This is a genomic window from Pseudomonas sp. WS 5051 (assembly GCF_012985715.1).
Classification (GTDB): Bacteria; Pseudomonadota; Gammaproteobacteria; order Pseudomonadales; family Pseudomonadaceae; genus Aquipseudomonas; species Aquipseudomonas bubulae.
Genome location: NZ_JAAQWV010000005.1, coordinates 248,642 through 272,964, shown reverse-complemented (window position 1 = coordinate 272,964; position 24,323 = coordinate 248,642). Strand labels below are relative to the sequence as shown.

The window sequence follows — 24,323 nt, the reverse complement described above, 5'->3', positions numbered from 1 at the left end:
GGTTTATTCGACTTTTAACATTATAAAAACTGATTAGTATGGCGAGCATTCCCCAACTGATGACCTAAAGGATTCCATCATGAGCAAATTGATCCATACCGTACTGGGCAGCCGCGCAGGTTATGGTTTGACGGTCTTGCGTATTTTCGTCGGTATTATCTTTGCCGCCCACGGTTCGCAAAAACTGTTCGGCTGGTTTGGCGGCGGGGGCCTGGCGGGCACGGCGCAATGGATGGAGAGCATTGGCCTGGCGCCGGGCATGTTGATGGCAGTGCTGGCGGGCGGTACCGAGTTTCTGGGCGGTCTGGCGCTGATTATCGGCTTGCTGGCGCGCCCTGCAGCCCTGGGCCTGTCGTTTACGTTGCTGGTGGCGATCTTCTCGGTGCATATCAGCAATGGCCTGTTTATGGCCAACAACGGCTATGAATTCGCCCTGGCCTTGCTGGGTGGTACCGTGGCAGTGCTGATCGAAGGTGCAGGCAAGTTGTCGATCGATCGTGCACTAGCTGACTGAAAACCCGATGCCAGTGAAAAGGCCCGCCCAGAGCGGGCCTTTTTCGTTCCAGATGATTGTTGACAGTAGTAAGCAGGTTTATCTAGGATGTTTTCTTGCGCCGATTTAAACAGCTACTTGCGGGGCGCCAGAGGGTCACAGACCGTCTAAGAGGCTTGAAACAGGCCTTGAAATACCGCTAAAGCGCTGGTTCGGTGTTGCCTCTCACCTGCCACGCAGAATCTTGAGGCGGAGAACCGATACATGAGTCACCCACGTCCCCTTGTACGTCTTGCGCCGATCTCGGCCAGCCCAACCTTGCGCAACCCAAAAATCCTCCTGGGCGGTAAGCATCAGCCTACTTTGCTGCGCTATCTCGATGGCTGGCCACGCCGCAAAGGGCGGCCTACGGCGTTTCTGATCCAGTTTGTGGAAGAGGGCGATCAACTGGCGCGATTTGCCGCTGACAGTTTTGACCTGGCGGTGATCCAGTCCCCCGATGCTGAAAATGCCGAGCGGGTGATTCACAACCTCACCCGTGTTTGTCGGCAGGGGTTGATAACCCTGCGCTGAGGCTCCAACCCCGTAGCAGCCTCGTTCCTTCGGCAGCTGCTACGGATGGGATCAGAAACGCTCCAGCCGGTAAGGGTGCAACTCAGGCAGCGCGTGGGCACTGGTTGCCCCCGCCAACTGCGCGATCAGTTCAGCCGTTACCGCTGCCTGGGTCAGGCCCAAATGCTGATGGCCGAAGGCAAGCAGTACCTTGCCGTCGCACACCCGGTCGATGATCGGCAGTGAGTCCGGCAACGACGGGCGAAAGCCCATCCATGGCGTCGCGTCTTCAGCGCTAAGGTCATGGCGCAACAACCCTTTGCTCAGGCGATGCAGCTGCCAGGCGCGCTCCATGCTCGGCGGCGCTTCCAGGCCGGCAAATTCAACTGTACCCGCCAGCCTCAAGCCATCGCTCATCGGGGTCATGATGAATTTGCGTTCCAGTGAGGTGACGGCAAACGGCAGCCGGTCATGCTCGTGGGGCAGCATCAGGTGGTAACCGCGTTCGGTATCCAGCGGAACGTGCTTGCCGGTCAGGGTTGCGGTGAGTTTGGCCGAGTGGGCGCCGCAGGCGATCACGACCCGGCGGGCGGACACCTGGCCCTGGGCTGTCATCAGAGAAACTCCGGCCTCACTCAGTTGTCCGCCTGTGACCTGTTGCTTGAGAAACTGCACACCGCACTTTCTGGCAGCCTCTACCAGTTCGCAAACCACGCGATAGGGGTCGATAAAGTGCCCCGTGGCCGGAAAAAACAACCCGCCCTGAATCTGCTCGCTCAGTTGCGGCGCTGTCTTGTGTATGGCCCCGGCCTCCCAGAACTCGACCGGTACCTGCTGCTGGCGCATGCGTGCCTGCAGTGCCAGAAGTGGCTGTCGGGACTCGGAACGTTCGTACACCAGCAACGAACCGTCTTCGCGCATCAGGCCCGGGCAGTCAATGCCCTCCAGCAGCCTGTGCCAGGCACCCAGGCTGCTTTCGTTAAGGGCCCGAATACCGGCTACAGTGCGCTGAAAGGGCGCCTTGCGCAGGTTCAGCAGCAGACGCGTGAACCACGGCAGGGCCCGGGGCATATATTTCCAATCCAGGCGCAGGGGGCCCATCGGGTCCATCAGCATGGCCGGCAAGCGCTTGAGAATCGACAGGTCGGCAATCGGGAACACCTGTTCGGTGGCCAGGTGCCCGGCATTGCCGAATGAGGCGCCATGGCCCGGTTCCTGCGGGTCGATGACCACCACCCGCTGGCCCTGGCGCGCCAGTTGCAGGGCACAGGCGACGCCGATGATTCCGGCGCCGATCACGGCAATGTCAGCTGTGTTTCCAGCGAAGTGATCAGGCATTTTCCAGTACTTCTCTGTGGCCATCGAGCAGGCGGCGCAAGTGCAGCGGGTTGGCGTGCTTGAGTGCCGTCGGCAACAGGCTGTCAGGGAAGTCCTGATAGCAGACAGGACGCAGGAAGCGCTGGATGGCCGCAGTGCCAACCGAGGTGGTGCGGGTGTCCGAAGTCGCCGGGAAAGGCCCGCCGTGGACCATCGCGTCGCACACCTCAACCCCCGTTGGCCAGCCATTGACCAGCAAGCGACCAGCCTTGCGTTCCAGGGTCGCAAGCATGGCCCTGGCACTATCGAGGTCGGCTTCATCCAGTTGCAGGGTGATGGTCAATTGGCCTTCAAGGTGCTCGAGCACCTGGCGGATCTCCTCGTCATCGGCGCATTGCACCACCAGCGCCGCAGCACCAAAGACTTCGGCCTGCAATGCAGGTTCGGCGAGGAAGTCCCCGGCCCGGGTCACAAACAGATGGGCCTGGCACTGGTTGGGTGTCTCCCCCCTCAAGCCGGCAGCGGCCTCTTGAGCACTGTTCAGTTCCTGCAAAGAGCCAATACCGGCTTCATAGGCCTGAAAAATCCCGGGAGTGAGCATCGTCTGGGCCGGGCTTTGCTGGACCAGCCGGGCAGCTGTGCTGATAAATCTATCCAGTGCCGGCCCTTGATGGCCGATAACCAGACCCGGGTTGGTGCAAAACTGGCCTGCCCCCTGGGTCAGAGATGCAACAAAGCCCTGCGCCAGTGATTCGCCGCGAGCCTGCAGCGCAGCGGGGAACAGCAGTACCGGGTTGATCGAGCTCATCTCCGCATACACCGGGATGGGTTCGGGGCGTGCTGCTGCCACTTTGCACAAAGCCATGCCGCCACTGCGCGAGCCGGTAAAGCCGACTGCCTTGATGCGTGGATCGCTGACCAGGGCAACACCGACTTCACGGCCGGAACCGAACAACAGGGAAAAGACCCCTTCAGGCAGGTCCGATTCTTTCACCGCACGGGCAATCGCATGGCCAACCAGTTCGCTGGTGCCAGGGTGGGCGCTGTGGGCCTTGACTACTACCGGACAGCCGGCCGCCAGTGCCGAGGCAGTGTCGCCACCGGCCACGGAGAAGGCCAGCGGGAAGTTGCTGGCGCCGAATACGGCCACCGGGCCCAGTGGCACCTGGCGTTGGCGCAAATCTGCACGGGGCAGTGGTTGGCGCTCGGGCAGCGCGTTGTCGACCCGCACATCCAGCCACTCTCCAGCGCGTACGGTACGGGCAAAGGTACGCAGTTGCTGGCAGGTACGTGCGCGTTCACCGACGATGCGCGGGCGTGGCAGGCCTGATTCGCTGACGGCGCGGTCAATCAATTCATCGCCAAGGGCTTCGATTTCAGCGGCGATGGCTTCCAGAAAAGTGGCGCGAGTTTCCAGTGAGGTCTCGCGAAAGCTGTCAAAAGCCTCCTGGGCCAGGGTGCACGCCTGCTCGACATGTTCGCTGCCGCCGCCAAGGTAGGCCGGTTCGAGCACAGTGCCGGTGGCGGGATTGATCGCCCGGATCGCTTCGCGGTTACCGGTGATGGCTTGCTGACCGATCAGCATGTTGCCTGTCAGAGTCATGGCGTGTTCCTAAAAATGGGTTGGCTGGAACAAGGCGGCGCACATGATGTGCGCCGCTGTTCAGGGATGCAGGGCTGCGCTGCGGGTCAGGCGACGTTCTGTTCGGCGGACCAGGTTTTGTACCACTGGCGGAACAGGCTGTACTGGTTCTCGGCGTAGTGGCGTTGGGCATCGCTCAGCGCATCGGTGTCGTTGAAGTGCAGGCTGTATTCTGTGTCGCCATTGAGCACCATCAGGTGCTTGTAGTAGAGCACCAGGTCAGTGCCTTCATCGAACGACGAGAGCACCGCCAGGGCGGCTTCCAGCTCGCGGGCCAGGCGACGGGCTTTAGGGTCGCCCTTGGCCGCTTGCTTGCTCAGGGCCACCAGGTGCAGCACTTCGCGAGGCAGGGCGTTGCCGATGCCGGTAATGGCGCCGGTGGCGTTGCAGTTGACGAAGCCATGCACAACCTGGGTGTCGACGCCGACCATCAGGGTCACATCATCGTCTTTGGAAGTGATGTGTTCGGCGGCGTAACGCATGTCGGCAGCACCGCCGAACTCTTTGAAGCCGATCAGGTTCGGGTATTGGCTACGCAGTTCGAAGAACAGGTCGGCGCGGGTGGCGAAGCCGTAGTACGGGCTGTTGTAGATAACCGCCGGTAGCTGTGGAGCGGCTTGCAGGATGGCGGCGAAGTGAGCTTTTTGCGCAGCAGGCGAGGCTGCACGGGACAGCAGGCGTGGAATCACCATCAGGCCCTGGGCGCCAACTTTGGCAGCGTGTGCCGCATGGGACACCGCTTCGCGGCTGTTTACGGCGCCTGTGCCGACGATGGTTGGGATGCCCGCAGCTACCAGGCGTGCCACACCTTCCTGGCGCTCGGCTTCGGTCAGCAAAGGCCAGTCACCCATGGAGCCGCAGTACACCACGGCACTCATGCCGATATCGATCAGTTCGCGGCCCTTGGCCACCAGCGCGTCGAAGTCCGGCTTGCGCTCGGCGGTGCAAGGGGTCATCAGGGCAGGCATGCAACCGGTGAAAATGTTATCGCTCATTGTTCTAACTCCTCGAGTCGTTTATTCGGATGTGTTTACGGCGAAGGGCTTAAATGCCCCACGCGAAAGGATCTTTTTCGTCGATCAGCAGCATGCTGTCGGCAGTCATAAAGGCTTGGCCGGTAATGAACGGGCGAATGCGCTCGCCGTCCCATTGATAACTGCCGACAAACTGGCTGGCGGTGATGCTGGCCTGCACCCAGGGCTGGCCTGGAGCCAGCTTGCCGTCGGCGGCCAGGCACGCCAGCTTGGCGCTGGTGCCGGTGCCACAGGGCGAGCGGTCATAGGCCTTGCCCGGGCACATGACAAAGTTGCGGCTGTCGGCCTGGTCGTCGTCGGCAAACAGTTCGATATGGTCGATCAGGGCACCGTCTTCGCCGTGGATACCCTGTGCCTCAAGGGCCTTGAGCATGGTCCAGGTGTACTCGGTCAGGGCTTCGACATTGTCCAGTTGCAGTGTCTTGCCGTGATCGGAGACCAGGAAGAACCAGTTGCCGCCCCAGGCAATATCGCCCTGCACACGGCCATGCCCCGGCACCTCAACGGCGACCTGCTGGCGGTAGCGGTAGGAGGGCACATTGCCTACGGTGACCTTGCCATCTGGATGCAGGGTGGCGGTGACCGGGCCGACCGGGGTGTCGATCTTGTGCTCGCCGATCTCGATCTGGCCCAGGTGATGCAGGGAAGCGATCAGGCCGATGGTGCCGTGGCCGCACATGCCCAGATAACCGGCATTGTTGAAGAAGATCACCCCGCACGTGGCATCCGCCGACACGGGCTCGCAGTACAGTGCACCGACCAGTACATCGTTGCCTCGGGGCTCCAGCAGGCAGGCCCGGCGCCATTGGTCATGCTGGTCGCGCAGGGTGTCGCGCTGCTCGGCAATGCTGCGCCCGGCCAGTTGCGGGAAGCCTTTGATCACCACGCGGGTGGGTTCGCCGCCGGTATGTGAATCAATGATATGGACTTGCTTCATGAACGTATCCCTTGGAAGAGAACAACGGCTCGGAGGACTACTGTGGTTAACGGTGTCTCAGGATGAAGTCTGGATAAACGCCCCCGTGGCGTGGCTGGCCGGGGTGTTACTGGCAAGTTCCGGGGCTTCTTCGCTGTCCTCGTCGTCTTCCAGCCGGACCAGATGAGCCGGCACGCCGGTGGCCGCGCCCCAGTAATAGATGCCCGTCGCACAAGCTGCGACGACCAGGGTGTCAAACGGGTGGGCAAGTACGCCCAGGCCACCGAAAGTGCCGAGTTTGGACAGCACCATGGTTACGGCGTAGAAGCCGATCAGCCACAAGGATGAGCGTACTTGCTGGCCCAGGCTCAGGTGGTTGGTCGGTACGAATCGCGAACACAGCAGGTACACCACGAACATCACGATTTGCAGGCCGAGCAGCCAGGACACGGTGTTCCAGCCTGACCAGTAAACAATCAGCGCAGCGACGATAAATGACAGCGGCCCCATCACCCCCATCCACTTGACCCGGAACGGGCGCGGCATGTCTGGGGCATTGCGGCGCAATGCGGCCACGGACACCGGTGCCACTGCGTAGCTCAGTACCAGGGCCGTAGATACCACGCTGATCAGGGCTTCCCAGGACGGGAAAGGCAGGGTCCAGAACACCGACAGGCCAAAGGTCAGCCACAGCGCCGGGCGCGGGATGCCGGACTTTTCATCGATGCGGGTGAAAATCTTGAAAAACGTGCCGGTTTGCGCCCAGCCATAAATCACCCGCGGTGTGGCATTCATGTAAATGTTGCCGCAGCCGCTTGGCGAGATCACCGCGTCGGCCACCACCAGATAAGCCAGCCAGCCCACACCCAGAGCCAGGGCGATGTCGCGATAGGGCAATGCCAGTTCCTTGGTCACGCCGGCCCAGCCGTTGGCCAGCATTTCAGTGGGTACGCCGCCGAGGAAGGCCACTTGCAGCAGCACATAAATCACGGTCGACAACAGGACCGACAGGATCAGGGCAATCGGGATGGTGCGTTGCGGGTTCTTCACTTCACTGGCCACCGAAATGATCGGTGTCAGGCCCAGATAGGCGAAGATAATGCCGCCTGCAGAAACGGCCATCTGCACACCCGACAGGCCGAACGGGGCGAAGCCCTGGGCGTAGAGATTTTCCGGTTTGAAGAAGGTGAACAGCACGCCGATGACCAGCAGCGGCACGATAAATTTGAATACGCTGACCAGGTTATTGGCCATGGCGAAGGTCTTCACGCTTCGGTAGTTGAGCATGAAAAACAGGCACAGCAGGCCGAACTGCAGGAGCCAGCCCAGGATCGAAGGGTCACTGGAGCCGGCCTTGGTCAGCTCGGGGAACCATGCCGCAGCGTATTGGCGGGCGGCGACCACTTCAATTGCCACCAGGCTGGAGAAGGCGATCAGGGTGATAAAGCCCATCAAGTAACCGAGCAACGGGCCATGGGAGTAAACCGGGTAACGAATGACGCCACCGGCGCGCGGCAGGGCAGCGCCCAGCTCGCAGTAAACGATGCCTAGCAACAGCACGGAAAAACCGCCCAGCAGCCAGGAAAAAATCCCAGCCGGGCCAGCGATCGCTGACACATGACTGGCTGCAAACAACCAGCCGGAACCGAAGATGGCACCCAGACCGATAAAGGTCAGGTCCATCAGTGAGAGCTGTTTCTTGAATTTGCCTTTACCTGACATAGCGTCGCCTTTTTGTGAGTTATTGGTTAGGCAGGTGTGATGTCATTTGCCATTGCGCCAATACGGTTGGCGGGTGTGCAATGGCGCTAGATTGAACGTCGGGGAAAGTTTGCGATTGATCTTTTCCATTGAAGCCGATGACGAAATCAGCACAATGCACCCAGGCGGCCGATACCTGGCCAGTGGTGGGAGAGTGAGTTTGATGACGCAGAATGCTTTTGCAATCCTGAGCCAGGGCAGCGAGTTGAGCCGCCCCGAGAGTCTTGAGCAGTTGCTCTCGGGGGTAGCCCTGTTGCTACCGATGCTCGATGCCATCCCCAATGCCGCGATCTTCATCAAGGACAATGCCGCGCGCTATGTACTGGCCAACCGCACCCTGGTCCAGCGCTGCGGCCTCAAGCAGTTGCAACCCCTGCTCGGCAAAACCAGCGCCGAGGTATTCCCCGCACAGTTGGGGCCAGGCTATACCGAGCAGGATCGCCAGGTGCTGGAGCAGGGGCTGGTGCTTGAGGACCAGCTGGAACTGCATCTGTACGGGACTCGGGAGCCTGGCTGGTGCCTGACCCACAAGCGCCCGCTGTACAATCTCCAGGGCGAGATCATCGGCCTGGCTGGGATCTCCGTGGACTTGCAATCAGCCAGTGATACCCACCCGGCGTACCAGCGGCTGGCGGCAGTCGATGAGCACATTCGCACGCATTTCAACCGCCGCGTTACCCTGGGTGAGTTGACCCGTATTGCCGGAATCTCCGTGGCGCAACTGGAGCGCTACTGCAAGCGTGTGTTTCACCTGACGCCACGGCAGATGATCCAGAAGGTGCGTCTGGAACACGCCCATCGGCTGTTGCTGACCGATATTCCGATTACCCAGGTGGCCCTGCAGTGCGGATACACCGACCACAGCGCATTCACCCGCCAATTCAAGGCATTGACCGGCTTTACCCCGCGCCAGTATCGCCAGGCCACGGCACAGTGAGAGTGTCGCCGCGCTTGTGATTTTTATCAGCGCCTCTATGTATTTCGTCGCGCCGGGGTGCTAAGAGTCTGCCCTGGCCAATGCAACCTGCTGGAGAACGACCGCGAGTGAGTACCAACATCATCACCAGGCAAGGCCATGAAGCCCTGAAGCAGGAGCTTGACTACCTGTGGCGGGAAAAGCGCCCGGATACCACACGCAAGGTGACCTGGGCAGCATCACTGGGTGATCGCAGCGAAAACGCTGACTACCAGTACAACAAGAAGCTGCTGCGCGAGATTGACCGACGGGTGCGCTACCTGCGCAAGCGCCTCGAGGATGTACGGGTGGTTGATTACTCGCCGGAGCAGGAAGGCCGGGTGTTTTTTGGTGCCTGGGTCGAAATTGAAAACGAGGCCGGGGACGTCAAGAAATTCCGCATTGTGGGTTACGACGAAATCTACGGACGCAACGACTACATCTCCATCGACTCACCGATGGCCCGTGCGCTGTTGAAGAAAGAGGTGGGCGACGAGGCAGTGGTGCAGACACCGAGCGGGGAAGTGCTGTGGTGGATCAACGAGATTTATTACGAGAAAAGCTAGGGTAAAACCTGGGCGGATATTTAGCCGCTGCAGGGTTTAACTGGTGTACCGCGTACATATCCGGCATCTGCGTTTAACTGGAATATTGGTTTCGCCCTTACGGCGAGTCACTTTTTCCAGACGCCGAAAAAGTAACCAAAAAGGCTTGCCCCTGGCGTACGGCCTTCGCTGCGCTCAGGTTCCCTCGTTCTGGTCCCGCTCCGTGGGCCCGCCGCCACGGGCCATCCATGGCCCATCGCGGCTCTCCCGGCATCCATGCCGGTCGACCCACTGCGCAGAACCTCCTCTCGGCCTCCCGATGGGGCGGGTAGATCAAGATCAAAAGCCGTCGAGGCGGCCGACCGGCCGGCCTGTTTGAATGCAGGATTTTCGACCGACATATCTCCCTGTGGGAGCCGGGCTTGCCCGCGATGCAGGCACCTCGTTCTATCTGGAGGAACAAAGTGCTGCCATCGCGGGCAAGCCCGCTCCCATAACAGAGCCGGAAGGAGCCGGCGAACCTTGGCGAATCGGCCGAATGGTAGGGCGAGGACCTTTTGGTTCCTTTTGGGTCCTTTCAAAATGGACTCGCCGTAAGGGCGAAACCAATATTTCAGTTATACGCAAATGCCGGATATGTACGCGGCGTAACAGTTGATTCCCAAAACGACGATCGCAGCCTCGCTGCGCTCGTCAACGCCAGGATTTATAGTGTCTGGCCATATCAACCCTCGCGCAACACCGTCAACGGGCTGGCATTCAGCGCCCTGCGTGTGCCAAACACGCCCGCACCGCCCACCATCACCGCGCCCAGCACCGGCAACAGCAACAACCACGGATGTGGGTGCCACGGCAGGTCAAAGGCAAAGCGGTAAAGCACCAGACTGACCAGTTCGGCCCCCAGCGCCGCCAGCAGGCCGCTGGTGGCGCCCAGCAAGCCGAACTCGATGCGCCGGGCCTTCACCAGCAGTTGCCGCTCGGCCCCCAGCGCGCGCAGCAGGGCGCCCTGGCGAATGCGTTCATCCAGGGTGGATTGCAAGCCGGAAAACAGCACCGCCATGCCCGCCGCCAATACAAACAGCAGCACGTATTCCACAGCAATGGTCACTTGCGCCAGGATGCTGCGCAGTTGCTCCAGCAATGCATCGATAGGCAAGATGGTCACGGCCGGGAAGGTGCGCGACAGTTCGATGATTTCCTTGTCGTGTCCCGGTGCCAGGTAAAAGCTGGTGAGGTAGGTGGCCGGCAAGTCCTGCAAGGTGCCAGGCTGGAAAATCATGAAAAAGTTGGGCTGGAAGTTGTCCCAGTTGATGCTGCGCAAACTGGTGACCCGTGCTTCGCGATTGACACCGGCAATGGTGAAGGTCATCAGGTCGCCCAGCTTCAGCTTGAGGCTTTCGGCGACTTTGGCTTCCACTGAAACGCCCGGCACATCGCCTTCGGGCTTCGGGCCCCACCAGCTACCTGCCGTCAGCTGGTTTTCGGCAGGCAGGTCAGCGGCCCAGGTCAGGCTCAGGTCGCGCTGGATGGCCTTGTCGCCACTGGAGTCCTTGCTGACGATGTCCTGCACCGGTTCGCCATTGATGCTGATCAGACGCCCCGGAATGACCGGGTACAGCGGCGCAGCGCGGGCCTGAAGGGTCATCAGGTGGGCGCCGAAAGCCTCCTTGTCGGCCGGCAGGATATTCAGCGCAAAGTAGTTGGGTGCATCTTTGGGCAACTGGTTTTGCCAGGTGTCGAGCAATTCGCCGCGCAGCAGGGCGATCAGGGCCATCGACAGCAGGATCAGGCCAAAGGCCAGGGCCTGGCCCGCCGCGGCCAGCGGATGGCGCAGCAACTGACCCAGCCCCAGGCGCCAGGGCAGTGAGGCACGGGCCAGCAGGCGGCGCAGACTTTGCAGGCCCAGCAGCAGGATTCCGCCAAGCACCACGGCGGCAATCACGCCACCCCCGAGCAGGGCGAAGGTCAGTACCAGGTCCAGGCTCATGCGCCACATGATCAGCCCCAGTGCCAGCAGCGCCGCGCCGTAGACGGTCCAGGTGCTGGCCGGAATCGGCAGCAAATCGCGGCGCAACACCCGCAGTGGAGGTACGCGGCCCAGTGCCGCGAGCGGCGGCAAGGCGAAACCAGCCAGCGCCACCAGCCCGGTACCCATCCCGGCAATCGCCGGCATCAGGCCGCCGGGCGGTACGTTAGCCGGTAGCAGGTCATGCAATAGGGCGAACAGTCCAAGTTGCGCGAGCCAGCCGAGAAAGGCGCCGGCGAGGCTGGCCATCAGCCCGAGCACACTCAGTTGCAGGGTAAACAACCAGAGTGTTTCGCGCCGTGACAGGCCGAGGCAACGCAGCAGGGCGCTGGCATCGAAACGCCGATTGGCAAAGCGGGTGGCAGACAACGCTACGGCCACGCCCGCCAGCAGCACCGCCACCAGGCTGGCCATGTTCAGGTAGCGTTCGGCCTTGCCCAGCGCACCGCCGATCTGCTGGTTGCCGTCACGGCCGTCCAGGAGGCGCTGGTTGGCGTCCAGGCCAGGCTTGATCACCTGGCGATACGATTCCAGCGCCGGTGCTTCACCGCGCCACAGTTCGCGGTAGGTGACACGGCTGCCCGGTTGTACGATGCCGGTGGCGGCAAGGTCGTCCAGATTGATCAGTACTCGTGGGGTCAGGCTGTAAAGGTTGCCGGCCCGGTCGGGTTCGTAAGTCAGCACGCGGGTGATACGCACGGTTTTTGAACCGACATCGATTTCATCGCCGACCTTCAGGTCCAGCGCGGTCAGCAGTCGGGCTTCGGCCCAGGCCTCACCGGATTTGGGACCGCCCCCAGGCTGTTCTTCGGCATAGGGCTGCGGGGCGCTTTTCAGTTCGCCGCGCAACGGGTAGGCATCGTCTGCCGCCTTGATGCTGGAGAGCTGAATGCCATTGTCGGTGGCAATCACGCTGGCGAATTCGACCACCCGGGCGTGTTCGAGGCCCAGGTCGTTGCCGACCTTGATTTGTTCTTCACGGGCCGGGGCCGTGCCATCAAGCACCAGGTCGGCGCCGAGGAACTCGGTGGCACGCAACAACATCGCGCCATTGAGGCGGGCACCGAAGTAGCCGATGGCCGTGCTGGCCGCCACGGCGACCAGCAGGGCGAAGAACAGCACCCGCAGCTCGCCGGCGCGGGCATCGCGCAGTAATTGGCGTACGGCCAGACTCAGCATGCGCAACAGCGGCAGACGTGCCATCAGGGCTCCAGAGGGCCGACCAGATGGCCAGCTTCAAGACGGATCAGGCGCCGGCAACGATGGGCCAGGCGTTCGTCATGGGTCACCAGCACCAGGGTGGTGCCGTTTTCCTTGTTCAGTTCAAAGAGCAGGTCGGTGATGCGCTCGCCAGTGTGGCTGTCCAGGTTGCCGGTGGGTTCATCGGCAAACAGCACGTCGGGGTTGGCGGCGAACGCCCGGGCAATGGCGACCCGTTGCTGCTCGCCGCCGGACAGCTGGCGTGGCGAGTGACTCAGGCGCTGGCCCAGGCCGACGCGTTCCAGCAGGTGGCGGGCATGCTCGCGGGCATCCTTGCGACCCTCCAGTTCCAGCGGCAGCATGACGTTTTCCAGGGCATTGAGGCTGTCGAGCAGCTGGAATGACTGGAACACAAAGCCCACGTGTTCGGCCCGCACCCGGGCGCGCTGGTCTTCGTCCAGGGTGCTCAGGGCCCGCCCGGCCAGGATTACTTCGCCCTGGCTGGGCAGGTCGAGGCCGGCGAGCAGGCCCAGCAGCGTCGATTTGCCTGAACCTGAGGCGCCGACAATCGCCAGGCTGTCGCCCTTGCTCAGTTCGAGGCTCAAGGAGTGCAGGATGGTTAACTCGCCTTCCGCGCTGGGAACCACTTTGCTAAGGTTCTGCGCGGTGAGAATACTTTCGCCCATGGAGAATCCAATGCGTGTGTGGTTTTTAAGTGTTGCTCTGGCCCTGATGTGCGTGGCACAGACGGCAACGGCGGGAACTATCTTGATCGTCGGCGATAGTATCAGCGCGGCTTTCGGCCTGGATACCCGTCAGGGATGGGTGTCTTTGCTCGAACAGCGGCTCAGGGAGCAAGGCTGCGACGACAAGGTGGTCAATGCTTCGATCAGTGGCGACACCAGCGCCGGAGGGCTGGCGCGGCTTCCTGCGCTGCTTGCAGAGCATAAACCGGATGTAGTGATTGTCGAGCTGGGTGGCAACGATGGCCTGCGCGGGCAGCTCCCTGCGCAATTGAAACAAAATCTTGCAGGAATGATCGATGCCTCGCAGCAGGCGGGTGCCAAGGTGTTGCTGTTGGGGATGCAATTGCCGCCCAATTATGGCGCGCGTTACACCCGGGCTTTTGCTGCGGTGTACAGCGAGCTGGGCAAGGAAAAAAACGTTGCCCTGGTGCCGTTTTTGCTTGAGGGCGTGGGCGGCAAGCCCGAACTGATGCAGGCCGATCGCATCCACCCGGCAGTCGGTGCGCAGGGGCTTTTGCTGGATAATGTGTGGCCGGCGTTAAAACCCCTGCTTTGATGCTTTTCTAGTGGCAGTGTTTCGGCTAAGGTGGCGCCCCCCCGATTTGGAGCCCTCGATGTCGCGTCCTGCCTGGTCTTTATATGCCTATCAACTGATCGAGCCCGATGAGCAGCTCGATCTGTTCGCCTGCCAGGAGGTACGGGTGCATCTGGTGACACGTCAACTGGAGCTGGGAGGCACCATTGACCGCACCTTATGTGGCTCATTGCTGCCGGCGCAACCGCGTTGGTCGGATGTCACCCGCAAGGTGTTTCAGGACCACCGGTTATGCCCGCTGTGCCGGGCAATCATCGAGTCGCAGCGCCGGGGCACGGAGCCCATCTGGCCAGAGTTGCGCTTTGAACTATGATCTTACCTGTTTGATGCCCTGACCGGCTCACGCTCCCCGTGGGCGCGGTGTACACTCCCTTTTTTTGTCCCCCGTTGATTATGCGAAGGATGTTCCGGATGTTGTCGCGCCTACCTGCAGTTACCCGCTACCTGTCCGTTGCCGCACTTTGTGTTGCGGGTCCCGCGGTCGCGCTTGAATTCCCGCTGCCACCGCCTGGCGAAGATGTCGTTGGCGAAGTGCAGGTGATCAAAGGCAAGTACGAAGACTCCTTTGCCGACCTGGGTAACCAGTACGAGCTGGGCTATTCGGAAATGATCGCTGCCAACCCCGGGGTAGACGCCTGGCTGCCGGTCAAAAAGAACCCGGACGGCACCCTCGTCGATACCGATATCGTGTTGCCGACCCAGTTCATCCTGCCGCCGGGCAAGCGTGAGGGGATCGTGATCAACCTCGCCGAATACCGCCTGTATTATTATCCCAAGGACCAGAACAAGGTTTACACCTTCCCGCTGGGGATTGGCCGCGAAGGTTGGGGATCGCCGCTGGGGCAAACCAAAATCACCGCAAAGACGCCCAATCCGACCTGGACACCGCCGGCTTCGATCAAGGCCGAGCACGCCAAAAATGGCGACCCGCTACCTAACGTGGTGCCCGCAGGCCCCGATAACCCGCTGGGTCCGTTCAAGTTCACCCTCGGCATGCCGGGCTACCTGATCCACGGCTCCAACGCCAAGTTCGGCATTGGCACGGGCACCAGCCACGGCTGCTTCCGCATGCTTAACCAGAACGTGCTGCAAATGGCGCAGATGGTGCCGGTGGGTACGCCGGTGCGGATCATCAACGAGCCGTACAAAATTGGCGTCAGTGGCGGCAAGGTGTTCCTTGAAGTTCACGAGCCGTTGAACGTGAAGGATGGTTCGTTGCTGGCCGTGAGCGACAAGTCGCACTTGACCCCTGAAGACTTGCAGAACAAGTACGCAGGCTTCATGAACTTCCTGCTCAAGCATCAGGACCTTGAAAACAGCATCCAGATAGACAAGGATCTGGCATTCCCGGTAGTGGGAGCAGAAACCGGCATACCTGCAGTAATCGGCACAACCAATACCGGTATGGCTACTGGCCAGTCGCTGGATTATGTGCAGTAAGCCGTACTGAACAAGCGCAATAAAAAGCCGCCCCGGTTAATACCCCTGGCGGCTTTTTTATTGCCTGTTTAGTGACCGGCAGGCAATAAAAAAGCCGACCTATAAATAGGTCGGCTTGATAACAGTCCCGAAGGACTATTACTTGCGGCTTGCTTTTTCAAGCATGCGCAGAGCGCGCTCGTTAGCTTCGTCAGCAGTCTGTTGTGCTTTTTGAGCAGCAGCCAGAGCTTCATCAGCTTTACGGTAGGCTTCGTCAGCACGAGCCTGGGAGCGAGCTGCTGCATCTTCAGTTGCAGTCAGACGGGCTTCAGTTTCTTTAGATACGCTGCTGCAACCGGTAGCCAGAACTGCGGCCAATGCCAGAGCAGAGAATTTCAGAACGTTGTTCATCGTGTTCCCCTTCAAGGACTTTCTAATTGAAGCTGTTCCTTCAAAGTGAGGAAACAGCCGGCGTACATAGTACCCATTACTTGTAGTAAGTAAAATGACCTAGCGCAAGAACCAAAAAAAATAATTGGCTGGCAATCTCGGTAGGCTAGCTTTAACAGATTGTGTTTGTAAAACAGTCAGTTTGGAGTGCACGAAGTGGCATCAGAGTGATGGCGCAGCGTGACTTTAAGTGCGGTTGAACGTCATAGCCTCCACCTTCCGGAAAATGTTCAGGGCCGGGTCAAGGATGTCGGGCCGGCGAAACGTTGGGGCGGGCCTGATCTGCTGACAACTGGCTGCCCCGGGAAGTGAACATTTGCACTAGAGTGGCTACTCTCTAATCAGGCCTGCCGGCACATCCCGGGCTGGCAGCGCGTGCGTGATGGCGTAGTAGTTCCCTCGGCGGAAAAACATCAGTAAGGTAGGGGTCACACTACAAGACCCGCGAGGAGCAATGATGAGCGAGGCGTTGTCTATCCACCATGACCATGCAGGTCACCAGTTTGAGACCACTGTCGACGGTCATCGTGCTTACCTGACCTACATGGATCTGGGTAAGCAGACTCTGGATATCTATCGCACGTTTGTGCCTAACGCCCTGCGTGGTCGGGGTATTGCGGCAGCCTTGACGGAGCAGGCGCTCGATTACGCAGACAAGATGGGCTATGAGGTGATTCCCTCGTGTTCATACGTTGAGCGCTATATGGAACGCCACAAGCGCCCTCAGGCCAATACCTGAAGAACACGCACACAAAAACGCCGGGCATGCCCGGCGTTTTTGTGTGCGTCTGCAACCGTGCGGAACTGGCGCCAAACTATTGTGGGAGCGAGCAAGCCCGCTCCCACATGGGCTGTTAGCCGCGGGTGCGCTTTGGCAACACATCCTTGAGCTTGGCATGCATGCTGCGCAAGGTGGTCTCGGTAGCCGACCAGTCGATGCAGGCATCAGTGATCGACACGCCGTAGTGCAAGTCTTCAAGGTTTTTAGGAATTGCCTGGCAGCCCCAGTTCAAGTGACTCTCAACCATCAGACCGATAATCGACTGGTTGCCCTCGACGATCTGGTTGGCCACGTTTTCCATGACCAGCGGCTGCAGGGCCGGGTCCTTGTTGGAATTGGCGTGGCTGCAATCGACCATGATGTTCGGGGTGATCCTGGCCTTGGTCAGTGCCTGCTCGCAGAGCGCAACGCTGACGGAGTCATAGTTCGGTTTGCCGTTGCCGCCGCGCAATACCACATGACCGTAGGCATTGCCCTTGGTGGTGACGATCGACACGCCGCCTTCCTGGTTGATACCCAGGAAACGATGCGGGCTTGAAACCGACTGCAAGGCATTGATCGCAACCGTCAGGCCGCCATCGGTACCGTTCTTGAAGCCTACGGCCGAAGACAGGCCGGACGCCATTTCACGGTGAGTCTGGGACTCAGTGGTGCGTGCGCCGATGGCCGACCAGCTGATGAGGTCCTGCAAGTACTGCGGGGAAATCGGGTCGAGGGCTTCAGTTGCGGTTGGCAGGCCCATTTCGGCCAGGTCCAGCAGCAGCTTGCGACCAATATGCAGACCGTCCTGGATCTTGAACGAGTCGTCCAGATACGGGTCGTTGATAAGGCCTTTCCAGCCCACGGTGGTACGGGGCTTTTCGAAATAAACCCGCATGACCAGATACAGCGTGTCGCTGACTTCAGCCGCAAGCACCTTCAGGCGCTCGGCGTATTCATGGGCAGCCTTGAGATCGTGAATCGAGCAAGGCCCGATGACAACGAACAGTCGATGGTCAGTGCCATCCAGGATGTTGCGAATCACCTCGCGCCCTTTGGTCACGGTCCGCAGCGCTGTTTCGCTGAGAGGAATCTCGCGTTTGAGCTGTTCAGGGGTGATCAGGGTTTCGTTGGAGGCAACGTTTAGGTCGTCGATCGGTAAATCAGCCATCGTGTTACTCGTCAGGTCACGGGTGCCGGCCGCCAGCGATCCCCGTGCGGCGGAGCACAGCTTGATTGAGCGCATCGGGGAGCCGAACCTTAACGCGTTATCCGGTAGGTCGACAATGGGCAGGTACAGCTTTAATCCAGCACGGCCTGCGCCATTGCGTGGTCCATGGTGGCTTGCGAGAACTCCACGGCGTGATGAGTGACCCATTCCAGAGCCAGGGCTTGCAGGTCCTGGGGGCAGGGGCTTTGTTGCTGCTGCAGGCGTGAGAAGTGTTCGATCTGACAGACCTGTTCGCCCATTCGCGCGCCAAACAGGGTTTGTTCATCAATCAAGGCAACGCCGATGCGGTAACCCTCCTTGCGCTTTTGGCACCAGGCTATATAGCCCGGATAACGTGCGTTTTCCCCCAGGGTAGGCATGGACATATCAACGGCGGTGCCGCATCGCCAGCTTCTGTCGCTGTTGCATGCCACGCCGCCGAGGCTGATAGAGTGCAGCTTCTGGCGCGGCAGTGAAGGTTGGTTGCGTAGCGTTATCTCAACGGGAATATCATCTGGGTGAGGTAAAAAACGACCCATGAATTCGGACTCCAGGTGCCATTAAATTAGTATTGTCTTATGAGTATAGTGACTGCGATGGAACTGACTGACTTTGATGCCGACCAGCTACTGCTGGCACTTCCCGGCACCTCGCTGGTCATCTTTACCGGTGCGGGCTGTTCGGCGTGCCGGGTGGCCCGGCGCATGCTGCCCGGCATGCAATTGCCCGTTGAACGGTTGTGCTGGATTGATGCCGGCAACAACGGCGGGTTGGTCGAGCGCTACGAAATTTTCCATCTGCCTAGCCTGTTTGTGGTGCACAACGGGGCCTTTTACGGTGAGTTGAAATCGCGCCTGAGCGAAGGTGAGCTGGCACATCATGTTCGGCTGGCCTTGATGCTTGAACCTGACGAGCTACCGTGAAGCAACGTTTGAACCCGCTTTAGTGCTGTGGAGGCGATATGAGCAAAGGCTTAAAGGGCAAGCTGGTGCTGGCCATTTCTTCTCGGGCCCTGTTCGACTTGAGCGATAGCCATCAGGTGTACCTGGCCCAGGGGATCGAGGCGTACCGGCAATACCAGATCGAACATGAAGATGAAGTACTGGCCCCGGGGGATGCCTTTGCGCTGGTCAAGAAGCTCCTGAGCTTTAATGCCAGCCTTGGCCGGGAGCGGGTCGAGGTGGTGCTGGTCTCGCGTAACAGCGCCGATACCGGGCTGCGGGTGTTCAATTCGATCCAGCATTACGGCCTGAATATTTCCCGGGCAGCGTTCTCGGGCGGGCGCAACCCCCATCCCTATCTCAATGCTTTTGGTTGTGATCTGTTTTTGTCGACCCATGCCGAGGATGTGCGCAGTGCCCTGGATGCGGGTTTTGCAGCCGCAACCATTCTCTCGGGTGGCTCACTGCGTGCCGAAAGCAATGAACTGCGGATTGCCTTTGACGGTGATGCGGTGCTGTTTTCCGACGAGTCGGAGCGGGTTTTCCAGTCCGGAGGCCTGGAGGCATTTCAGTCCCTTGAGCGCGAATCTGCGCGCAATCCGCTGCGGGGCGGGCCCTTCAAGGGCTTTCTGGAGGCTTTAAACCTGTTGCAACGCGAGTTCCCCGATGACAACTGCCCGATTCGCACTGCGCTGGTCACTGCCCGTTCGGCTCCTGCCCATGAACGGGTGATCCGCACGTTGCGTGACTGGGACATTCGTCTGGATGAATCGCTTTTTCTGGGCGGGCTGGATAAATCGGCCTTTCTCGAAGCCTTTGCTGCGGATGTATTTTTTGATGACCAGGCCGGTCATTGCGAGAGGGCGCGCCAGGTGGTGGCGACCGGCCATGTGCCTCACGGCATCAGCAATGAATCCAGGGATTTCGCCCCCGAATAAGCATTGCCGGCGAGTTGCCGAGCGGAGCATCGCACTTGTCCCGACGCTGCTAAGCTCAACTTACTTCGTATATTGACGCTGTCGGGAAGGTCGCATGATTCGCTCAATCCTGTACGCCACTGACCTCGGCATTTACGCGCCCGTTGTGATGCAGCATGCGCTTGGAATGGCCCGCAGTTTCAGCGCCGATCTGTTTGTGTTGCATGTGGTTGAGCCCATGGGCCTGTTTGCCGAGTCGGTACTGCAGAGCTATCTCGATGAGCAGGCGTTGAGCGAGCTGCACCAGCAGGGCATGAGCACAATGCTTTCCAATATCGAGTTGCGGGTATTGGAGAGTCTTCGCGAAGAGTTGGCGGGGTGGGAACAGGAACTGGCCTTGATCCGATCGGTCAAGGTTATTCAAGGGGAGCCTTCACACGTCATTCTGGAGCAGTCGCAAAAGCTTTCAGTAGACCTGCTCATACTGGGCAGTCATGCCCAGCCCTCGGGGGGCGAATCGCATTTGGGGCGTACGGCCGCCCGAGTTATCGAGCTGGCCAAGATACCGGTGTATCTGGTGCCCCTGATGCAGCGCCGGCGCAGTGCTGATGTGTAAGGCTGATGAATCAATAAAAATGATAAAAAAGTTCTAGATTTCTTATTCCAACCTTCCATATAGTTATATATCGCCGCCGATGCCTTGGCGCCTATCAGCTTTGAGGGATGCATATGAAGCTTCAACAATTGCGCTACATCTGGGAAGTGGCGCACCACGACCTCAACGTTTCGGCCACCGCGCAGAGTCTTTACACCTCACAGCCGGGTATCAGCAAACAGATCCGCCTGCTTGAAGACGAACTGGGCGTCGAGGTATTTGCCCGCAGCGGCAAACATCTGACTCGCGTCACTCCGGCTGGCGAGCGCATCATCACGACCGCTGGCGAGATCCTGCGCAAGGTCGAAAGCATCAAGCAGATCGCCCAGGAATTCTCCAACGAGAAAAAGGGTACGCTGTCGATTGCCACCACCCACACCCAGGCGCGTTATGCATTGCCGCCGGTGATCAGCAACTTTATCAAGCAGTATCCGGACGTAGCCCTGCATATGCACCAGGGTTCGCCCATGCAGATCGCCGAGATGGCCGCCGATGGCACTGTCGATTTTGCCATTGCCACTGAAGCCCTTGAGCTGTTCGGCGACCTGGTGATGATGCCGTGCTACCGCTGGAATCGCTGCGTCGTGGTGCCTCAGGGTCACCCGCTGACCAAACTGCCAAAGCTGACCCTCGAAGCGCTGGCCGAATACCCGATCGTGACCTATGTGTTCGGCTTTACCGGTCGCTCCAAGCTCGACGAGGCGTTCAGCCATCGTGGCCTGACCCCTAAAGTGGTATTTACCGCTGCCGACGCCGACGTGATCAAAACCTATGTGCGTTTGGGCCTGGGTGTTGGCATCGTGGCCAAAATGGCCGTCGACACCAATCTGGATAAAGATCTGGTGGTCCTTGATGCCAGCGAGCTGTTCGAGTCCAGCATCACCAAAATCGGTTTCCGTCGTGGCACTTTCCTGCGCGGATTCATGTGCGACTTTATCGAAAAATTTGCCCCGCACCTCACCCGTGAAGTGATGGCCAAAGCGATTGCCTGCCACAACAAGCAAGAGCTGGAAGAGCTGTTTGAAGGCGTGGAATTGCCGGTTCACTGATTCGCCGGCCCTGAACTACCCCTGTGGGAGCGGGCTTGCCCGCGATGGCATCGACGCGATCTGATTCAAGGATCGCGCCGTCTGCATCGCGAGCAAGCCCGCTCCCACATTTGGTTCGCACCCGTTGTCGAATGAGCGGGTTATTGCTGCTCGGCGTTGCGTGCGTGGCGATAGTCGCTGACCGCGTCATACACCGCCTTGCGCAGGCGGTTGATCCCGCCAATCGGCCGGTGTTCCTCAATGCCATGCCATGGGCTGAACGACAGGTTGTCACAAGCCAGATTCTGGCCTGGTGTGTCAAAGTCCTGGGCTGGCACCTTGACCCGTGCGACGGTTTCAAAGGGCGCGTCCGATTCTTTCCACTCGATGCTGGTGTCTTCGATCGGCATAAAACGATTGGCGTCCTGACGCTGGATCTGCAGCACAAAGCAGGCGGGCACCCGATCCGTTGACAGTTGCTGGTTCAAGGCGTTACGCAAAAAATTGGGCAGCGCCTCATTCTGCTTGGGCAGGCTGTAAGCCGGGCAACTGTCGGGGTCAGGGGCTACGCGGTACTTGGCATTGGTTGTGCCGAACTTGTAGGGCGACACAGAAAAATATGTCGTTTGTGTCGGGCTGGTCGGGGCAGGCGCCAGGGTAGCCAGGGCGATAAACAGATGGCGCACTTGCCAGCTGCGCGGGTCCCAGGACGGGAAGAATGCCAGAACCTTTTTGCCATCGGCTTGCGCGCCGATGTTCTGGCGGTATTCAGCGACATCGCTGACAAAGAAATTGGGATGGTTGAACATCACAAAGTCCTGCTCGGTGCGCCCTTGCTGGCCTGGCATCAGTTGAGTGCCGGGCACGTCCTGCAACTTGATGGCCATGCCGCGGGCATCGCGAATGCTGTCGAACTGCGGGTAGGCGTTGCCATTGGACAGGCGCATCACCGCTTGCCAGGTTTTGCCCGGCGTGGCAAACACACCCTGGCGCAGCGCCGGGTCGAGGTCGGCTAGTACCTCGACTTCGGCCTTGACGCAGCCGTGGGCCTTGGCATGGGCATCGCGCAAGTAGCGGGTGTTTTCGCGGTGCTGGTCGACGATGCGGATTGCGGTCTGGATGGTGTCCCGGGTCATGGCGGCTTCACCGTCCGGGATCTGCTCGCGCGCCGAAACCGGCCCGCGATGTTGCCAGGCGTACCAGCCGGAGGCCAGCGCCCAACCGAACAAGCCCAGGGCAACGAGCAGTAAAAGCAGCTTGCCCAGCCATTTGCCGAGTCGAAGCCAGAAAGTGGTCAGCATGCAAACATCCTTTTAGCGATTTTTTTCAGATGACGGAGATCTTTCATGGCTGTGGCAATTCCTGCTCAAGAGGACCGCCGAGCACTTTCAGGTACTCCAGCAATGCCCAGCGTTCTTCGGGTTGCAGCAGGCGCCCGATGACCCCGTTGCCGCGAGGGCCGGCGCGGAACTCGTGACCGCTGTTGTGGTTGCCGCTGATGCGGGTATCGAGTACAAAACCGCCGTCAAAGGCCTCGGTGCGATAGCCCAGGTGGCGCGGGTCATATTCAAAACTGCCGCGATAAAAGGTCTGATCACGCTCGGCCTGAGGCGAGAGCAATTGGTACACCGTAGGCACCGAACCATTGTGCAGGAAGGGTGCTGTGGCCCAGATCCCGTCCAGCGGCCGCGCCTTGTAGGCACGCACCTCCAATACGCCGATCGGCAAGCCAAAGCCGTTGAGGCGATCCTGTTCTTCGGGGCCGATATTGGCATCGTGATAGGCACGCTTTTCAACAAAGGCGGTGACATAGGCCAGGCCCTTGGCCACAGACAGCTTGCTCATGTCCAGAGGTGCGTCGGTCCTGGGGTACAGGTCGACGTTCATCCTGGCCAGCTCCTCTGCGTCCCATTGCAGCGCACTGAGGTCGTAGCGGTTGTCGGCGATATTATTGGCGGTATTGGGGTCGGTACCGATCATTTCCACAGGCAGCAACTTGAGTTGCTTGACCATCCGCCCGTTTTCTTCAACTTCAGGCGGCACATGGCAACCGGCGCAGTTTTCGCTGAACAGGGTTCGACCCTTGGCCGCCAGTGGGCGGTCAATTTTACCGAACAGCGCTTCAGGCCAGACCGGTGGTTTGAGCTTTTGCAGGGTTTCTTCGATCAGGTGCAGATCGTTGACGCGAACACTGGACGGATAACGGGCATCGCCCTGCAGGGGTTGGCCATGTTTGTCGAAAAAGCTCAGGGTCGCGCCCACGCCAAGCGCCTCACCGATGTTGCGTGCCATCGGCTGCTTGGCTGACCCGTTCCACTGCACCCAGTCGAAGGTCCACATGTCCCACAGGTGCGGATAGTCTACCGGGGCATTGGCCACGCGATAGTTGTCGGGGGAAATCGCGTCGCCGAAACTGGCGTTGGCGATCCGGCCGAAGGCATCGGTACGGCCCGGGCCTTCGAGTGTCGGATAAAGGCCGCGATGGGTATCGTTCCAGGCCACGCCTAGGAAGGTGTCCAGCGATGCCTTGAAGTCCTTGCGCAGTTGCTGGTGCTGCGCATCATATTGATCGCCCAGTACGGTGCGGGCGAATCGTTCGAATTTCCACGGGTTGTAGTAGGTCGCTGCGAGGCTGGCGACCAGCGCCTGGCCGAAGCTGCCGCCGCGCAGGGTTGGCACGCTCGATGGCAGCACATGCTGTGCCGGAGCCCCGTCAATGCGCACCGCCTGGCCTTTGAAACGCAATTCGCCGGTGTGGCAGGCCGCGCAGGTGATATCCAGATACTCCACGTTGCTGCCGGGGTTCTGGTGGCGGGTAAAGCCTACTGGCAGGTTACCCGGGTTGGCAGCACTGGCCTGCTGCTTGGGGTCCACCAGAAAGCCGAAGCGCGCCAGGTACTCGGGGGCCGCGAAGGGTTGTTTGGAAAACGGCAGCTCCAGGGCGCTGAACCAGTCGTAATGCAGGCCTTTAACCTGAGTGCCCTGGGGGGTGTAGTAGTAGGTCTGGCGCTCAGCAGGACTCCACTGATCCAGGTAGTGCAGTTGCTGCACAGGCTGGTAGGCCGGCAGTTTTGGATTGGCGACAAAATAGATCACCAGGCCAAGGCCCATGGCTACAGCCACCAGCAGCCCCAGCAAAACACGGTAAAACAGACGCACAG

Annotated in this window: 23 protein-coding genes and 1 pseudogene; 12 read left to right on the top strand and 12 right to left on the bottom strand. The window is 60.0% G+C overall.

All coding sequences use genetic code 11. The annotated features are described in order from the left end of the window. Positions 1-79: 79 nt before the first annotated feature. Both HBN79_RS10575 and HBN79_RS10570 read left to right on the top strand, forming a co-directional pair. The gene (locus HBN79_RS10575) at positions 80-514 is read left to right on the top strand and encodes a DoxX family protein (protein ID WP_095002159.1); all 435 of its coding nucleotides are present in this window, start codon (positions 80-82) and stop codon (positions 512-514) included. A gap of 243 nt (positions 515-757) precedes the next feature. Further along, positions 758-1,066, top strand: a complete 309-nt coding sequence (locus tag HBN79_RS10570) for a hypothetical protein (RefSeq protein ID WP_095019095.1) — start codon at positions 758-760, stop codon at positions 1,064-1,066. A gap of 51 nt (positions 1,067-1,117) precedes the next feature. Here HBN79_RS10570 and HBN79_RS10565 read toward each other — a convergent pair whose 3' ends face one another. The 5 genes from HBN79_RS10565 to HBN79_RS10545 form a co-directional block, all read right to left on the bottom strand. After that, positions 1,118-2,383 (bottom strand): FAD-dependent oxidoreductase, encoded by a 1,266-nt coding sequence (locus tag HBN79_RS10565; protein ID WP_169916700.1) that lies wholly within the window; start codon positions 2,381-2,383, stop codon positions 1,118-1,120. Next, complete coding sequence (locus tag HBN79_RS10560) at positions 2,376-3,965, bottom strand: aldehyde dehydrogenase (NADP(+)) (protein WP_169916699.1); 1,590 nt, start codon at positions 3,963-3,965, stop codon at positions 2,376-2,378. Before HBN79_RS10560 ends, HBN79_RS10565 begins: the two co-directional genes overlap by 8 nt. A gap of 86 nt (positions 3,966-4,051) precedes the next feature. Then, the gene (locus HBN79_RS10555) at positions 4,052-4,999 is read right to left on the bottom strand and encodes a dihydrodipicolinate synthase family protein (RefSeq protein ID WP_095002155.1); all 948 of its coding nucleotides are present in this window, start codon (positions 4,997-4,999) and stop codon (positions 4,052-4,054) included. Positions 5,000-5,048: 49 nt separating this feature from the next. After that, a complete protein-coding gene (locus HBN79_RS10550; RefSeq protein ID WP_169916698.1) occupies positions 5,049-5,975 on the bottom strand; it encodes a 4-hydroxyproline epimerase in 927 nt (308 codons plus the stop codon). Positions 5,976-6,032: 57 nt separating this feature from the next. Next, a complete protein-coding gene (locus HBN79_RS10545) occupies positions 6,033-7,676 on the bottom strand; it encodes an APC family permease (RefSeq protein ID WP_169916697.1) in 1,644 nt (547 codons plus the stop codon). A gap of 202 nt (positions 7,677-7,878) precedes the next feature. Between HBN79_RS10545 and HBN79_RS10540 the strand changes: the two genes are divergently transcribed. Both HBN79_RS10540 and greB read left to right on the top strand, forming a co-directional pair. Next, a complete protein-coding gene (locus HBN79_RS10540) occupies positions 7,879-8,652 on the top strand; it encodes an AraC family transcriptional regulator (RefSeq protein ID WP_095002272.1) in 774 nt (257 codons plus the stop codon). A 107-nt stretch (positions 8,653-8,759) separates the two neighbouring features. Further along, positions 8,760-9,236, top strand: coding sequence for a transcription elongation factor GreB (gene greB / locus HBN79_RS10535; RefSeq protein ID WP_029611319.1), 477 nt, complete (start codon positions 8,760-8,762; stop codon positions 9,234-9,236). 703 nt (positions 9,237-9,939) lie between these two features. Here the strand turns inward: greB and HBN79_RS10530 are convergent. After that, entirely contained in the window at positions 9,940-12,444 is a 2,505-nt protein-coding gene (locus HBN79_RS10530; protein WP_169916696.1) for an ABC transporter permease, read from the bottom strand. Beyond that, positions 12,444-13,127: an ABC transporter ATP-binding protein gene (locus tag HBN79_RS10525; RefSeq protein WP_095002151.1), complete on the bottom strand. Its 684-nt coding sequence runs from the start codon at positions 13,125-13,127 to the stop codon at positions 12,444-12,446. The genes HBN79_RS10530 and HBN79_RS10525 overlap by 1 nt, the downstream gene beginning before the upstream one ends. A gap of 10 nt (positions 13,128-13,137) precedes the next feature. Between HBN79_RS10525 and HBN79_RS10520 the strand changes: the two genes are divergently transcribed. The 3 genes from HBN79_RS10520 to HBN79_RS10510 all read left to right on the top strand — a co-directional run bounded on the left by HBN79_RS10520 (position 13,138) and on the right by HBN79_RS10510 (position 15,222). Continuing rightward, a complete protein-coding gene (locus HBN79_RS10520; RefSeq protein WP_169916695.1) occupies positions 13,138-13,743 on the top strand; it encodes an arylesterase in 606 nt (201 codons plus the stop codon). Between the two features lie 58 nt (positions 13,744-13,801). Then, on the top strand, positions 13,802-14,095 hold the full coding sequence (locus tag HBN79_RS10515; RefSeq protein ID WP_003446817.1) for a hypothetical protein: 294 nt from the start codon (positions 13,802-13,804) through the stop codon (positions 14,093-14,095). A 98-nt stretch (positions 14,096-14,193) separates the two neighbouring features. Further along, entirely contained in the window at positions 14,194-15,222 is a 1,029-nt protein-coding gene (locus HBN79_RS10510; RefSeq protein ID WP_095002149.1) for a L,D-transpeptidase family protein, read from the top strand. Between the two features lie 138 nt (positions 15,223-15,360). On the opposite strand, the gene oprI is transcribed toward HBN79_RS10510, so the two are convergent. Next, complete coding sequence (gene oprI, locus HBN79_RS10505) at positions 15,361-15,612, bottom strand: outer membrane lipoprotei OprI (protein WP_003172710.1); 252 nt, start codon at positions 15,610-15,612, stop codon at positions 15,361-15,363. Positions 15,613-16,108: 496 nt separating this feature from the next. Between oprI and HBN79_RS10500 the strand changes: the two genes are divergently transcribed. After that, entirely contained in the window at positions 16,109-16,390 is a 282-nt protein-coding gene (locus tag HBN79_RS10500) for a GNAT family N-acetyltransferase (RefSeq protein ID WP_169916694.1), read from the top strand. A 115-nt stretch (positions 16,391-16,505) separates the two neighbouring features. Here HBN79_RS10500 and HBN79_RS10495 read toward each other — a convergent pair whose 3' ends face one another. Next, complete coding sequence (locus tag HBN79_RS10495) at positions 16,506-17,582, bottom strand: 3-deoxy-7-phosphoheptulonate synthase (protein WP_169916693.1); 1,077 nt, start codon at positions 17,580-17,582, stop codon at positions 16,506-16,508. A gap of 131 nt (positions 17,583-17,713) precedes the next feature. After that, positions 17,714-18,160: a PilZ domain-containing protein gene (locus HBN79_RS10490; RefSeq protein ID WP_095025125.1), complete on the bottom strand. Its 447-nt coding sequence runs from the start codon at positions 18,158-18,160 to the stop codon at positions 17,714-17,716. Between the two features lie 25 nt (positions 18,161-18,185). Between HBN79_RS10490 and HBN79_RS10485 the strand changes: the two are divergent. The 4 genes and pseudogenes from HBN79_RS10485 to cysB all read left to right on the top strand — a co-directional run bounded on the left by HBN79_RS10485 (position 18,186) and on the right by cysB (position 21,183). Then, positions 18,186-18,544: pseudogene (locus HBN79_RS10485) on the top strand (thioredoxin). A 38-nt stretch (positions 18,545-18,582) separates the two neighbouring features. Continuing rightward, entirely contained in the window at positions 18,583-19,500 is a 918-nt protein-coding gene (locus HBN79_RS10480) for a 5'-nucleotidase (protein WP_095002145.1), read from the top strand. Between the two features lie 94 nt (positions 19,501-19,594). Beyond that, positions 19,595-20,095 (top strand): universal stress protein, encoded by a 501-nt coding sequence (locus tag HBN79_RS10475; RefSeq protein ID WP_095002144.1) that lies wholly within the window; start codon positions 19,595-19,597, stop codon positions 20,093-20,095. A 113-nt stretch (positions 20,096-20,208) separates the two neighbouring features. After that, the gene (gene cysB, locus HBN79_RS10470) at positions 20,209-21,183 is read left to right on the top strand and encodes an HTH-type transcriptional regulator CysB (protein ID WP_016780131.1); all 975 of its coding nucleotides are present in this window, start codon (positions 20,209-20,211) and stop codon (positions 21,181-21,183) included. 140 nt (positions 21,184-21,323) lie between these two features. Here cysB and HBN79_RS10465 read toward each other — a convergent pair whose 3' ends face one another. Both HBN79_RS10465 and HBN79_RS10460 read right to left on the bottom strand, forming a co-directional pair. Continuing rightward, positions 21,324-22,463 (bottom strand): catalase family protein, encoded by a 1,140-nt coding sequence (locus tag HBN79_RS10465; RefSeq protein WP_169916692.1) that lies wholly within the window; start codon positions 22,461-22,463, stop codon positions 21,324-21,326. A 43-nt stretch (positions 22,464-22,506) separates the two neighbouring features. Continuing rightward, positions 22,507-24,321, bottom strand: a complete 1,815-nt coding sequence (locus tag HBN79_RS10460; RefSeq protein ID WP_169916691.1) for a di-heme-cytochrome C peroxidase — start codon at positions 24,319-24,321, stop codon at positions 22,507-22,509. Between the last annotated feature and the right edge of the window lie 2 nt (positions 24,322-24,323).

Excerpts from the sequence above, each read along its gene's own strand:
- HBN79_RS10550 (WP_169916698.1), bottom strand. The coding sequence starts at position 5,975 with ATGAAGCAAGTCCATATCATTGATTCACATACCGGCGGCGAACCCACC.
- HBN79_RS10530 (WP_169916696.1), bottom strand. The coding sequence starts at position 12,444 with ATGGCACGTCTGCCGCTGTTGCGCATGCTGAGTCTGGCCGTACGCCAA.
- HBN79_RS10495 (WP_169916693.1), bottom strand. The coding sequence starts at position 17,582 with ATGGCTGATTTACCGATCGACGACCTAAACGTTGCCTCCAACGAAACC.
- HBN79_RS10465 (WP_169916692.1), bottom strand. The coding sequence starts at position 22,463 with ATGCTGACCACTTTCTGGCTTCGACTCGGCAAATGGCTGGGCAAGCTG.
- HBN79_RS10540 (WP_095002272.1), top strand. The coding sequence starts at position 7,879 with ATGACGCAGAATGCTTTTGCAATCCTGAGCCAGGGCAGCGAGTTGAGC.
- HBN79_RS10500 (WP_169916694.1), top strand. The coding sequence starts at position 16,109 with ATGAGCGAGGCGTTGTCTATCCACCATGACCATGCAGGTCACCAGTTT.
- HBN79_RS10575 (WP_095002159.1), top strand. The coding sequence starts at position 80 with ATGAGCAAATTGATCCATACCGTACTGGGCAGCCGCGCAGGTTATGGT.
- HBN79_RS10480 (WP_095002145.1), top strand. The coding sequence starts at position 18,583 with ATGAGCAAAGGCTTAAAGGGCAAGCTGGTGCTGGCCATTTCTTCTCGG.
- HBN79_RS10475 (WP_095002144.1), top strand. The coding sequence starts at position 19,595 with ATGATTCGCTCAATCCTGTACGCCACTGACCTCGGCATTTACGCGCCC.
- HBN79_RS10510 (WP_095002149.1), top strand. The coding sequence starts at position 14,194 with ATGTTGTCGCGCCTACCTGCAGTTACCCGCTACCTGTCCGTTGCCGCA.
- oprI (WP_003172710.1), bottom strand. The coding sequence starts at position 15,612 with ATGAACAACGTTCTGAAATTCTCTGCTCTGGCATTGGCCGCAGTTCTG.
- HBN79_RS10545 (WP_169916697.1), bottom strand. The coding sequence starts at position 7,676 with ATGTCAGGTAAAGGCAAATTCAAGAAACAGCTCTCACTGATGGACCTG.
- HBN79_RS10515 (WP_003446817.1), top strand. The coding sequence starts at position 13,802 with ATGTCGCGTCCTGCCTGGTCTTTATATGCCTATCAACTGATCGAGCCC.
- HBN79_RS10570 (WP_095019095.1), top strand. The coding sequence starts at position 758 with ATGAGTCACCCACGTCCCCTTGTACGTCTTGCGCCGATCTCGGCCAGC.
- HBN79_RS10525 (WP_095002151.1), bottom strand. The coding sequence starts at position 13,127 with ATGGGCGAAAGTATTCTCACCGCGCAGAACCTTAGCAAAGTGGTTCCC.
- cysB (WP_016780131.1), top strand. The coding sequence starts at position 20,209 with ATGAAGCTTCAACAATTGCGCTACATCTGGGAAGTGGCGCACCACGAC.
- HBN79_RS10520 (WP_169916695.1), top strand. The coding sequence starts at position 13,138 with ATGCGTGTGTGGTTTTTAAGTGTTGCTCTGGCCCTGATGTGCGTGGCA.
- HBN79_RS10560 (WP_169916699.1), bottom strand. The coding sequence starts at position 3,965 with ATGACTCTGACAGGCAACATGCTGATCGGTCAGCAAGCCATCACCGGT.
- HBN79_RS10565 (WP_169916700.1), bottom strand. The coding sequence starts at position 2,383 with ATGCCTGATCACTTCGCTGGAAACACAGCTGACATTGCCGTGATCGGC.
- HBN79_RS10490 (WP_095025125.1), bottom strand. The coding sequence starts at position 18,160 with ATGGGTCGTTTTTTACCTCACCCAGATGATATTCCCGTTGAGATAACG.
- HBN79_RS10555 (WP_095002155.1), bottom strand. The coding sequence starts at position 4,999 with ATGAGCGATAACATTTTCACCGGTTGCATGCCTGCCCTGATGACCCCT.